This window comes from Campylobacter concisus (assembly GCF_902460625.1).
Lineage (GTDB): Bacteria > Campylobacterota > Campylobacteria > Campylobacterales > Campylobacteraceae > Campylobacter_A > Campylobacter_A concisus_AD.
The window spans coordinates 1-12,315 of sequence record NZ_CABPUT010000005.1; the positions used below are offsets into that span (position 1 = coordinate 1).

Here is a 12,315-nt window from a genome sequence, read left to right on the forward strand (position 1 = left end):
CCATGAAGCTCGAAATATAGAGTTGTGATTGATTTAAAATTTCTCTCAAATAGCTGTTTGAAAAAATCTAAACACTAAATAAAAATTTTGATTTTTGAATAATTTTTAGAAAAAAAAAGGGGGGGGGCGAATGCCCCTGGGATTATGCAGCTGGATAAACAGATACTTTTTTTCTGTTTTTATCAAGTCTTTCAAATTTTACAAAGCCATCGACTAAAGCAAAAATAGTGTGATCTTTGCCAAGACCTACGTTATTTCCAGCGTGAGTTGCTGTTCCTCTTTGGCGGATTATTATATTTCCAGCACGAACGAACTCACCACCAAATTTTTTAACACCTAATCGGCGTCCGATACTATCACGGTTATTTTGGGTTGAACCCTGACCTTTTTTGTGTGCCATATCTTATCTCCTTAAGCTGCGATACTTACGACTTTTACACGTGTAAATTGTCTTCTAAAGCCGCGTTTTAGTTTTGAGTCTTTACGTCTGCGTTTTTTGTAGATAACTACTTTTTTGTCTTTGCCTTCATTAACGACCTCAAGAACAACTTTTGCACCCTTAACAAATGGCGCACCTACCTTTACTTCGCCGTCATTTACAGCTAAAACTTCTGTAATCTCAACGGTTGATTTAGCTTCAGCGCTAAAGTGATCTAGCTTAAGGAACTCGCCCTCGCTAACACGATATTGCTTACCGCCATGCTTAAATATAGCGTATTTTGACATACTCTACCTTTCTAAAATTTGGTAAGACCAAAAAGCACTTTTTTGCAAAAGATTTATGGAGCTTTATTGGTTGTAAGGTGTGAATGTTAGCCAAAAGTTTATAAATTCTACTTTAATGCCCCTGATTTTATGATCTCGTCGGCCAAATTTTTAATCATCGCATCGTGATCCAGAAAAAATGTTTTGTCATTTGGCAAATATGGCTGATATATCAGAGTTTTAGCTACTGGCGCATTTAAAATCACATTTATCAGTTCAAGCTCAGGCAGAAAAGTAAAATAAAGTTTTGGCTTGGGAATTTCATTTTGAAAGAGCCTTTTTGCGTAAAATTTACTGAAATTTTCGTTCTTTGGTAGCTTGATCTCTTTAAAGAGCTCAAACGGTAAAAAGTAGCGTGCCAAAGCGTGAAGTCCGTGTGCGAAAATATAAAGCCTTTTTTCAAATTTAGGCGCATCTGTCCTGTCAAATGTGGAGCAAAATTTCTGCAAATGCTCACTCATGGCAGCCACATCTTTTTTATGCAGGGCAAGCACAAATTTAATCGCCCCTCTTTCATTTGCTGGCTTTTTGGACTCTGCAAAAGTGCGTGCTTTTTCTAAGGCAGGGGCAAGTAAATTTTCATCTTGCCAAAGTATCGCCGTGAGCAGATCATGCATAACACATAGAAATTTATAGCCGTTTTTGCTAGGCGGCAAGCCTTTTGGAAAGATCCTTGCCATACTCTGCGTGTCACCGCAAGCGATAGCAAAAAATGCCGGTATGAGCCTCTCACACTGATCGTATCCACCACTACATCCTGGGAGTAAATTTAGCTTAGCGTATTGAAAAATGAGATCATTTAGTGCCTCAGCGTCGCCCTCAGCTAGGCACTTTTCAAGGTAAATGTCGTAGCATCTAGCTCTTGAAAAAGAGAGTAATCGTATGAGCTCACATAAAAAGTCGTATTCGTTTAAATTTTTCTCTTTTATTTGGTCGTAAATGCTTGCATACTCGTCTAAAAGTAGCTCTTCATCGCTTTTTGGTAGTTTTTTGGTTTTGAAAATATTAGGCAAGCCTTCTAAAAATGACATTTTGTGTTTCCTTATTTTTGCTAATTTTAGCCAAAAACACCTAATTTTCCACGTGCAAAAAGTGGCTTTAGCGGATAGTTTAACCGCATTTTGGCTATAATCGCCCCAAATTTAAGCAAGCTTAGGATAAAGATGGCAGGCGAAGATCAGGAAAAAACCGAAGAAGCGACCCCCAAAAAGATAGAAGATGCCAAAAAAGACGGCAACGTTCCCAAAAGTCAGGACCTGGCTGGGTTCGTGACCCTTGTCATCGCTATTGGCGTATTACTTGCAATGCTAAATTTTATGAAAGAACAGATCATCTCACTTTATATCTATTACTCAAAATTTATCGGTCAGCCACTTACCTTGCCAACTGTAAAAATGATCGTCGTAAATACCTTTGCAAGGTCGCTTCTTATGATACTTCCGGTTTGTATCTGTGTGGCGATCGCTGGTGTCATCGCAAATGTAATGCAGTTTGGATTTATCTTTACCACAAAGCCTATAATGCCAAATTTTGGTAAGATAAACCCGCTAAAAGGGCTAAAAAATTTATTCTCGATGAAAAAAGTGATAGATAGCATTAAGATCGTGCTAAAAGTTAGCATCGTCTTTGGTGTTGGATTTTATTTTTTCTTGCAGTTTATAAAGGAGCTGCCGCACACGCTCTTTTTTTCTATGTTTGATCAGCTTACTTGGCTAAAAGAAAAGCTCATCATTCTTGTTAGTGTCATGCTTTTTATACTTTTTGTGATCGGCCTTATCGACCTTCTCATCGTACGTTTTCAATACTTTAAAGACCTTCGTATGAGCAAGCAAGAGATAAAAGATGAGTATAAGCAAATGGAAGGAGATCCGCAAGTGAAGGGCAGAATTCGTCAAGCACAAATGCGTGCAGCCAAGCGTAGAATGATGCAAAATATCCCACAAGCTGACGTAGTCATCACAAACCCTACTCACTACGCCGTAGCGATAAGATATGATAAAAGTCGTGACGAAGCGCCGATAATACTTGCAAAAGGTGTTGATTTTTTAGCACTGCAAATCAAAAAAATAGCCGTTGAAAATGGTGTGCAAATTTATGAAAATCCACCACTCGCAAGAGAGCTTTATAAAATTTGTGAAGTCGATGATACGATACCAGCACATCTTTTTAGGGCCGTAGCCGAAGTGCTAAGCTTCGTTTATATGAGCAATAAACAAAAATTTAAAGATAAGCTTTGATAAATTCTACTCTTGCCACTAGAAATTACTAGCAGCAAGAGAATTTATCTACTATAGATATCCAAAAGCAGTTGCAAAAATATAGCCAAATATACAAGAGGATATAACACCAATAAGACCCGGAATGATAAAGCTGTGATTGATAACAAATTTACCAATATGTGTCGTACCGCTTCTATCAAACTGAATAGCTGCAAGGTCGCTTGGATATGTTGGTAGGATGTAATATCCGTAGCAAGCTGGCGCAAAAGCTAGAATGATAGCAGGATTAACATCGATATTTAATGCTAATGGCACAAAAGCAACCAAGGCTGCAGCTTGAGAATTTACAAATTTTGAGATAATCAAAAGCATAACCGCATAAGTCCAAGGGTGCTCTTTTACGATGCTTCCTAGCGCCTCTTTCATCATCGGAGTGTGTACTGCAAACATAGTCTCAGCCATCCAAGAGATACCAAAAACTGCAACAAGAGCGATCATACCTGATCTAAATATCTCGTTTTTGCCGATCTTGCTAGCATCTGTTGGTGTAAAGATTAAGATGATAGCGCCAGTTAAAAGCATGAAAATTTGGATAACATGAACCATACTTAAGCTCTTTGAAGATGCTTGTTTGTTGCTTATATTGATGTAAGCACCTTGAAATTCTTCTTTTGCGCCTTTTTCATTTATATATGTTACTGCGCCATCAGCTGTGCGAGTAAGAGTTTGATTTGCATCTTTGCCAATGATTTTGACTGATTGAGCTTTTTGATTGGCATTTAGCTTATCGTTTGCTACTTTTAGCTCAGCCGCCTCTGTTTGGATGCTAGCATCTTTTATTTTTAAGGTTTTTAAGACTTTTTGTTCAGTTGGAAGGTTAGCTATTACTTGAACAACCGTTGCGTCTTTGTAAGTAGTCCAGCTTGGACGAAGATCTTTAAAATATCCAAGAAGCGCAACTACAAGGATAGAGCCTAAAAATATCCACATTGCAGCCCATTGATAGCCAGGAAGCTTTTTGCCTAAAAGCGTCGCACTATCACCATAAACATATTTTTTAAACTCAGGATCTTGAAGCTTTGCTTGAAATACCTCGTCTTTGTCAAGATCTTTGCCTCTAAACCAGCTAAAAATACCTACCGCTAAAACGCCACAAAATGTTGATGGAATCGTAATCTTTAAAAGATCTAAATACCCATCAAAGCCAGCTAGGTGAGTTTTAGCGTTAATAAGAAAGCTTGTAAGGGTTACAACAGCAACAGAAACTGGGCTAGCGATGATACCCATTTGTGAAGCTATTGAGCTTGCAGCCATAGGACGCTCTGGACGGATGCCGTTTTTGATAGCGATATCATAAACGATAGGAAGCACGGTATAAACAACGTGTCCAGTTCCGCATAAAATAGTAAGCGTACATGTTACAAATGGAGCTAAGATACTTACATATTTTGGATTTTTTCTAAGTATGGTTTCTGCTATTTGAAGCATAACATCAAGACCACCACTAGCTTGAAGTGTAGCACTTGCCACAACAACAGCAAGGATAGTTAGCATAACATCAATTGCTGGCTTACCAGGCTCGATGTTAAATCCAAAAACAAGAACTATAAGGCCGATACCTCCTAGCATACCAAGTGCGATACCGCCTTTTTTAGCTCCGTAGAACAAACAGATAAGGACGATGAGAAGCTGAATAGCAAACTGCATGCCTTCACTTAAATTCATGAGAAAATCCATGAAACCTCCTAAGTTAATATAAATTTAACCAAGATTATATCTCTTATGGATTTAGATTAAACTTATATTTTAAGGATAACTTGATATAAATATAATATTTTGATTAAAAAGCTTATTTAGGATAAATTTTTACAAGATTGTCTTTTGCAAAAATTTTTTGATCTTGAAGATTTTATTTGTCTTAGAATATATAAGATAAAAATAGCATTGTTATATTTTAAATTTATTAATAATAAAAATTTATTTAAATTTTATAAACAATCTAGAAAAATATCATAAAAGCCTTATAAATACGAAGTTCAACAGAGATAAAAGAAAAAGGATTAATATTTAAGAAAAGTTTAAATGGTGGTTAGAGGCAGAATCGAACTGCCGACACGCAGATTTTCAGTCTGCTGCTCTACCGACTGAGCTATCCAACCACCCGTTAAAGAAAGTTAGATTATACATGTTTAATATTTAAAGCAAGTTTAAAATACACACTTTTTTAAATAAAATAAGTTATGTTTTTCTATTTTGACTTGAAATATAAAAGAAATTCTAAAAAACAGATAATAAATTACAAGCTTAAATAAGCTTGTAATTTATTTTAGTGTATATGAAATAGGAAAGCGCAGATAACGATCTTGCTTAGGCTTTGGAAACTCAGAACTTGCTCTTTGAATATTTTCTAAAGCACCATTATCAAGCGACTCAAAACCAGAGCTTTTACTAACTTTAAGTTCATCTATGCTGCCGTCTTGCTTAAGTAAAAACCTAACTTCTACAACACCTTGATGCTTCATGCGTCTAGCATTATTTGGGTAACTTTTATGCCTCTTAACTGCGATTATAACCTTCGTAAAATCTTCATCACCTTGCGAATTTGATAAATTTAGCTCAGGTGTTACATTTTGAACTGGAGCTGCAGCGATAGACTTGTTATTGGCTGGCAAATTTGTATTTACACTAGCTGGCGGTACAATAGGCTGCACTGGCTGAGCAATTACCGGTTCAGGCTTAGGCTCTATTTTTTTCTCTTTTTTAGGCTCTATTTTTTTTATTTCACGCTTTGGTTTCTCCACCTTTTTAGGTTCAGGTTTTGGTTCTGGCTTTGGCTCAGGTTTTGGTGGCTCTGGTGGTGGCGGTGGAGCTGGTGGAGTTGGCTCTGGGATAAGAATTTGCTCCGCTATTTGAGGTGCTGAGACTTGTGGCACTGGAGTAAATGAATTAAGAGCTATTTTTATCGGTTTTTGCTCACCTATTTTTATCTCATCAAAATTATGTGAAAGCAAAAAATATACTGCTGCTCCATGCACTATAAGCGAAACAGCTAAGCCGCTGTAATTTGAAATTTTATTCAGAGATTGTTTGGATTGCAAAATTTTCGTGGCCCTTCTCTTTTAATATATCAATTACTTTGACAAAGCTATCAAATTTCGAATTTTTATCGCTTTTTAGTTCGATCAATGTCTTTATATCAACAGCATTTAGCTTATCTTTGAGTTCGTTCTCAGAAATTTCTACATCATCTATAAAAAATTTATTATCCTTATCAATTACTACGCTTACCTTTTTATCGTCCTCTTTACTTTGCTCGGCACTGTTTGCGCTTGGAAGATCAATAGCTATCTTACCTTGAGCAATAAAAGTCGAAATGCTAAGCACGATAGCAAGCAAAACAAGCATAATATCAATAAATGGGACAATATTTAACCCATCTTTTTTATTTAGACGCATTTTCAGCCTTGTATCTATTTAGCATTACATCTACTTTCCTAACAAAACCATTGTAAATCATCAAAGTTGGTATCGCTACAAGTAATCCAAAAGCAGTTGCTTTTAGTGCAAGAGAGAGGCCGACCATTATGCTTTTAGTATCGATTCCGCCTGCCATACCCATATCATAAAATGTGATCATAATTCCAGCAACTGTACCAAGAAGTCCTACATATGGTGCATTTGAGTAGATAATGTAAAGTGTGGTTAAATTTTTGGTTAGTGCTTCTTCAAGCGATTCGATACTTTTGTAGCCTTTTATATCAACGCGTGAATAAAAAATAATACGCTCAATCGTATACCAAAGTACAAAAAAACTCATAATGCCTAAAATCGCAATAATTACATGATCAATGTGATGTTTAATTAGCTCCATAATACCTTCTTAGTAAAAATTTTTGCGTGATTATAGCTATATTGATAACCAATGTCAAATGTTTAGTAAAAATGTAATCAAATAAAAACTAAAATTTTTAATTTTGTATGTATATATTTAATTATGTTTAGAATTTCAAAAATTTATTTTTTTTCTTAGTAGCTCTATTTCAGTGATAACCATTTTTGGTGTAAGCTCCTTCATGCAGGCATGTGTCTTTATAGGACATACTCGCTTCATGCATGGCATACACTCTAAATTTAAATGCACTATCTTTGCACTTTCATCTTGCCATGGGCTAGTCTCTTTAAATTTAGTCGGTCCAAAAAGAGCCACAAGTGGCACTTTATAAGCAGCTGCGATATGCATAGGACCACTATCGTTTGTCAAAAAGATGCCATTTTTTATAGAACCTATGACCTCGCAAAGCTCTTTTATGCTCGTTTTTCCAGCCAAATTTTCACATTTCATACCATTTTGTAAGAGCATTTGCTCGATTTCATTGCAAATCTCAAGCTCAACTTTTGAGCCAGTGATCTTTACATCAAATTCATCCTTAAAGTGCAGTGCAACCTCTGCAAAATAGTGCGGATACCACCTTTTGGCACTTCCGTAGCTAGCACCTGGATTTAGCACGAGGAGCTTTTGCTCGCTTTTTTTAGCTTCATAGTAAATCTTTAGTTCGTTTGAAATTTCTTTTAAATTTAGGCTTTGCTTTATGAAATTTAGATATTTTTGCACCTGATGCAAGCTCTCGCTACCCTTTTTAAAGCAAAATTTTTGCGTTGCTTTTAGAAAAAATAGCAAAAATTTACTAGCGAATGAGCTTCTAAAGCTAATAGCGATATCAAATTTTCCAAGCTTGCTGGCTGTTTTTATAAGACTTAAATATCTTGAGTTTTGCTTTTTACTATCGTCAATGACTACTTTTTCGCACTTTGGATGTGATTTATAAAGCTCACAGGCCACGTAAGAGCCAAAAAATACAATATTTTTAGCATTTTTACTTAAATTTTCTATCGCTGCGCTCGCCATCACAGCATCACCAAGCCAAGTTGGAAGCTCTATAAACACTCTCACTTTTGCTCCAAATTTAGCACTTCGTTTATGATTTCAAGAGTTTTGCTTGCATTTTCTTCTATACTAAATTTTTGCGAAAGTAAAAATGACTTCTCTTGCAGTTCTCTCATCATGTCATTATCATTAAGCACCTGCTCCACTAGCTCCAGTATACTTTCATCATTTGGTTCACGCATGATAAAACGATTTTCTAAAATTTCAGCTGCCCCATTTTGAGCCGTTGTAAAGACAATATTTTTAAAACTAAGCGCCTCTAAAACGACATTTGAAAATGGCTCATAGTGTGTTGGAAATATAAAAATATCACTTGCTTCATAAAATTTTGCAGTCATTTTTTGCTCACCCGTAAAAAATGCATTTATTTTTAGCTTTTTTGCTAGCTTCTTATATGAATTTAAATTTTTATCTTTGCCTACTATTAGCGCATTTACTGGCGTTTTTAGCTTTGAGACAAGAAGTAAAAAGTCCTTTGCCCCTTTTCTTTTAAAGCCATTTCCGACAAAAAGCACAATTGGTAAATTGTAATCGAGTCCAAATTCTTCGCATACGCTAAGCTTTGCTTCTCCTTTTTCTACCTTTTGTGGCAAATTTATACCGTTGTAAATAGTAACGATCTTTGACTCATCGATGCCGTAAGCTGAAATGATTTGCTCTTTTATGTAGTTTGAATTTGAGATTATCTTTTTAGAATTTTTAAAGCAACGTTTTTCTAGATATGGATAGACAAAATTTAGAGGATTAACCCACCAAAATGGCTTTGTGGCACGGTAAATTTTATGCACGCCGTCCCCTGCTCTATAAATATCTGCGCAGCTCACTCGCTCCAAGCTAAAATATACTTCATCGCTTTGCTTCTGGCGTTTTACCTGTGCGTTATATCTCAAAGCCTTTTTCCATGACGAGATCCTAGCCTCTCCTAGATATGAACGTATAGAAGTGTCTATACCTACGTCTTTTAGGGCTTTAGTAAGCCTTCTTAAATAGCGTTCGGCACCACCGACTGCGTTTGGATTGATACGTAAAAAAACTATTTTTTTCATGACCTCAAAGCTTTTTTGTTTTTGTGATTTTTTATTTGTAATGTCCGCCATAATATCAAAAATTTTTATAAATCAGCCTATTTTTTGCCTAAATTTCATAAAATTACACAAAGGATAAAAATGAAAACACTTACGATTATTGACACTTTTGGTTTCTTTTTTAGGCTCTACTACGCCATGAGCGGACTTAAAAACCGTGAAGGCAAGCCAAGCGGAATGATAAGTGGCTTTGCAAATTTTATAGCAAGCCTAAAGGATGAATACCAAAGCGACTATCTCATCTTCGCTCTTGATAGCAAAGGCAAAACCTTACGTCACGAAATTTTAGGTGATTACAAAGCAAACAGGAGCGAGCCACCAGCTCAGCTAAAAGAACAGCTTCCAGTTTGCATAGATATGATAGAAAAAATGGGACTCTACAGTCTTAGTCGCGAGGGCTACGAGGCCGATGACATCATCGCAAGTGCGGTTAAATTTTGCAAGGATAAAGATATATTTGTGCGAATAGTCACGCATGACAAGGACCTTTACCAGCTCATAGAGGACGGCAAAGTGAGCATCTACAGCCCACAAAGCAAGATCGATCATGATAGTGCAAGCTGCTTTGAAAAGTATGGAGTTTATCCGGCACAGGTAAGGGACTTTCTAGCGATCGCAGGCGATAGCTCGGACAACATCCCAGGTGTAAAAGGCATCGGCGCAGTGGGAGCTAAAAAGCTTTTGGCTGAGTATGGCAGCTTAGAGGGGATTTATGAAAATTTAGCCCTTCTTAGAAACGAGCGCACTAAAAATATGCTTGCCGCAGCAAAAGACGAAGCATTTTTGAGCAAAAAGCTAGCCACTCTATTTGATGACGCAGTTAGTTCATTTGATCTTGAGCACTCTAAATTTCCAGAGCAAAATCCTCTGATAAATATCTCAGAAATTTTAAAAGAGTATGATCTAAATAGGCTCTTAAAAAGTCTACAAAAAGAGGAGAGTGTCGAGTTTAAACTAGGCTTTAGGGCAAATTTACTACTTGATGAAGCAAATATTGAAAAGCTACTTGCTAACATCACACCTGAAACTATCGTCGCATTTGACACCGAAACCACAGGTGTTGATAGCAGGAGCGCAAAGATTGTTGGATTTAGCTTTTGCTTTAACGACGAGGATGCCTACTACGTGCCGATAGCTCACAATTACCTTGGTGTACCGCAGCAAATTAGTCTAAAATTTGCCACTTGGGCGATAGGGCAAATTTACAAAGGCTGCGTGATCGGACAAAATTTAAAGTACGACTTTGAGATAGTTAAAAATAACCTAGGTCTAAATCCCCCAGCAAATTTTAAAGACACAATGATCCTTGCTTGGCTTAGCGATCCAAACTCGAGTGTCGGTATGGATGCACTGGCAAAAAGGCTTTATGACTACGACACGATAAAATTTGAAGATGTTGTCAAAAAGGGGCAAACTTTTGGCGATGTGCCTCTAGAAAATGCAGCCAAATACGCGAGTGAGGACGCTTGGATAACGCTTAAATTTTATAAAACTTTTTTAAACACGCTTGATAAAAATTTGCTCGCTCTTGCTGATACACACGAGTTTCCTTTTATACTCACGCTCTTTGACATGGAGCAAAACGGCATCAAGATAAATGAAGCTAAGATGCAAAAGCTGATCCTTGAAAACGACACCAAACTAAAGGTGCTAACAAGTGAAATCTACGAGCTAAGCGGCGAAAATTTCAACATAAACTCCGTAAAACAGCTTGGCGTCATACTTTTTGAGCATCTAAAGCTTCCAACGAAAAAGAAGACAAAAACAGGATATAGCACCGATGAGAGCGTGCTAGCTGAGCTTACGGACGCTCATCCAGTGATTGAGAAAATTTTAGCTTACAGAGAGCTATATAAACTGCAAAGCACCTACTGCGAGCCACTTTTAGCACTTGCGAAAAAGGATGAGGGCTCACGAATTTACACGAGCTTTTTGCAAACTGGCACGAGTACTGGCAGGCTTTCAAGTAAAAATCCAAATTTACAAAATATCCCAGCTCGTGGCAGTCTCGCAAAGGATGTTAGAGAGTGCTTTGAGGCGCGCGAAGGCTATAGCTTTGTGGGGCTTGACTACAGCCAGATCGAGCTTAGACTGCTAGCTCACTTCAGCCGTGATCCTGCGCTGCTTGAGGCGTTTAAAAATGACGAGGATATCCACGCAAGGACGGCTATTAGCATATTTGGTAGCAGCGACGGGCAAAATAGAGCCGTGGCAAAGAGTATAAATTTTGGCCTCATTTACGGCATGGGCTCAAGCAAGCTGGCAAATCAAGTAAATATCACAAGAGCCGAGGCAAAAGAGTATATAGAGCGCTATTTTAAGGCGTTTGAGACGATCAAAGAGTTTTTAGAGGGGATAAAAATTTCAGCTAAAAACGACGGCTTTGTGCAGACACTGCTTGGCAGAAGGCGCTACTTTGACTTTAAAAGTGCCACACCTATGCAAATAGCCATGTTTGAGCGCGAGGCGGTAAATACGGTCTTTCAAGGCTCTGCGGCGGATCTAGTCAAGATGGCGATGGTAAAAGTTAGAGCAAATTTAGATGAAAAAGCGAGTATGTTGCTTCAAATCCACGACGAGCTGATCTTTGAAGTAAAAGACGAATTTGCGCAGGAATTTGGCAGGGCAACACAAAAGACGATGGAGGAAATTTACACGCTAAATGTGCCGCTTAAAACATCGTTAAATATCGCTAAAAACTGGGGTGAACTAAAATAGATAGATAAATTTTGCTGGAGCTTTTAAGATGATTAGTTCCTGCTTTATACTTAAAAAATAAAGTTGTAGTTTATCACTATATCTTTGGACTTTTATACTTTTGCAGAAAGCAAATGGCATCAGTCAAATAAGCCAGCAAGCAGCCTAATGCGTAACATACGATGTCGCTAACGTCAAATGTTCCGCCAAAGACTATACGTATTATTAAATTATGAATATCTAAAATTTCAAGCATTTTAAAGTATTGTAAAATTTCTATAAATAGCGAGAAAGCAAATATTTCAAATGCTAAAATTTTTGGTGCAGTTTTAAATATAGCTCGTCCAAATGCGTAAAGCATCATCGTAACTAGCACATCACCCAAATAATGACGCACGAAGCCACCTTTGACAAAAACTGCGATAAAAATTTCGATTGTCAAAATCACGATTGCCACGACTAAAAAGAACAATCTAGCTCGCAAGCTATGTCTCATTTTCTCGTATTGAAAAGATTTGTATATTTTTCGTTTTACTTGCATTTTTTACTTATTTGAAAATTTTACTTTTTTATAAATTAGAAATGATATCCATACCATCTTTAA

The 12,315-nt window shown here is 37.0% G+C and carries 12 protein-coding genes and 1 tRNA gene; 2 read left to right on the top strand and 11 right to left on the bottom strand.

All coding sequences use genetic code 11. From position 1 onward, the window contains the following. Window positions 1-142 precede the first annotated feature (142 nt). The 3 genes from rpmA to F3G69_RS04075 form a co-directional block, all read right to left on the bottom strand. Window positions 143-400, bottom strand: a complete 258-nt coding sequence (gene rpmA, locus F3G69_RS04065; RefSeq protein WP_002942569.1) for a 50S ribosomal protein L27 — start codon at window positions 398-400, stop codon at window positions 143-145. Window positions 401-411: 11 nt separating this feature from the next. Continuing rightward, complete coding sequence (gene rplU, locus F3G69_RS04070; RefSeq protein ID WP_002942523.1) at window positions 412-726, bottom strand: 50S ribosomal protein L21; 315 nt, start codon at window positions 724-726, stop codon at window positions 412-414. A gap of 107 nt (window positions 727-833) precedes the next feature. Further along, on the bottom strand, window positions 834-1,796 hold the full coding sequence (locus F3G69_RS04075; protein WP_103599988.1) for a hypothetical protein: 963 nt from the start codon (window positions 1,794-1,796) through the stop codon (window positions 834-836). A gap of 132 nt (window positions 1,797-1,928) precedes the next feature. Here F3G69_RS04075 and flhB point away from each other — a divergent pair, with 132 nt between their 5' ends. Continuing rightward, entirely contained in the window at window positions 1,929-3,002 is a 1,074-nt protein-coding gene (gene flhB, locus F3G69_RS04080; protein WP_107788328.1) for a flagellar biosynthesis protein FlhB, read from the top strand. Window positions 3,003-3,053: 51 nt separating this feature from the next. Here flhB and F3G69_RS04085 read toward each other — a convergent pair whose 3' ends face one another. The 7 genes from F3G69_RS04085 to F3G69_RS04115 form a co-directional block, all read right to left on the bottom strand. Further along, window positions 3,054-4,721: an anaerobic C4-dicarboxylate transporter gene (locus F3G69_RS04085; RefSeq protein WP_072593834.1), complete on the bottom strand. Its 1,668-nt coding sequence runs from the start codon at window positions 4,719-4,721 to the stop codon at window positions 3,054-3,056. 346 nt (window positions 4,722-5,067) lie between these two features. Continuing rightward, window positions 5,068-5,143: transfer RNA gene (locus F3G69_RS04090), tRNA-Phe, on the bottom strand. A gap of 162 nt (window positions 5,144-5,305) precedes the next feature. After that, complete coding sequence (locus tag F3G69_RS04095) at window positions 5,306-6,082, bottom strand: energy transducer TonB (protein WP_149714500.1); 777 nt, start codon at window positions 6,080-6,082, stop codon at window positions 5,306-5,308. Then, window positions 6,057-6,440, bottom strand: a complete 384-nt coding sequence (gene exbD, locus F3G69_RS04100) for a TonB system transport protein ExbD (RefSeq protein ID WP_072593836.1) — start codon at window positions 6,438-6,440, stop codon at window positions 6,057-6,059. Before exbD ends, F3G69_RS04095 begins: the two co-directional genes overlap by 26 nt. Then, complete coding sequence (exbB, locus tag F3G69_RS04105) at window positions 6,427-6,855, bottom strand: TonB-system energizer ExbB (protein WP_054196205.1); 429 nt, start codon at window positions 6,853-6,855, stop codon at window positions 6,427-6,429. Before exbB ends, exbD begins: the two co-directional genes overlap by 14 nt. Window positions 6,856-6,990: 135 nt before the next feature. Continuing rightward, a complete protein-coding gene (waaF, locus tag F3G69_RS04110; protein WP_149714501.1) occupies window positions 6,991-7,935 on the bottom strand; it encodes a lipopolysaccharide heptosyltransferase II in 945 nt (314 codons plus the stop codon). Continuing rightward, window positions 7,932-8,975 carry a glycosyltransferase family 4 protein gene (locus F3G69_RS04115; protein WP_149714502.1) on the bottom strand — a complete coding sequence of 348 codons (1,044 nt, stop codon included), beginning with the start codon at window positions 8,973-8,975 and terminating at the stop codon, window positions 7,932-7,934. The genes waaF and F3G69_RS04115 overlap by 4 nt, the downstream gene beginning before the upstream one ends. Window positions 8,976-9,095: 120 nt before the next feature. On the opposite strand from F3G69_RS04115, the gene polA reads away from it, so the two are divergent. Next, entirely contained in the window at window positions 9,096-11,732 is a 2,637-nt protein-coding gene (polA, locus tag F3G69_RS04120; RefSeq protein WP_103600786.1) for a DNA polymerase I, read from the top strand. 76 nt (window positions 11,733-11,808) lie between these two features. Here the strand turns inward: polA and F3G69_RS04125 are convergent, their stop codons facing one another. Next, window positions 11,809-12,207, bottom strand: a complete 399-nt coding sequence (locus F3G69_RS04125) for a ribosomal maturation YjgA family protein (RefSeq protein WP_223154495.1) — start codon at window positions 12,205-12,207, stop codon at window positions 11,809-11,811. Between the last annotated feature and the right edge of the window lie 108 nt (window positions 12,208-12,315).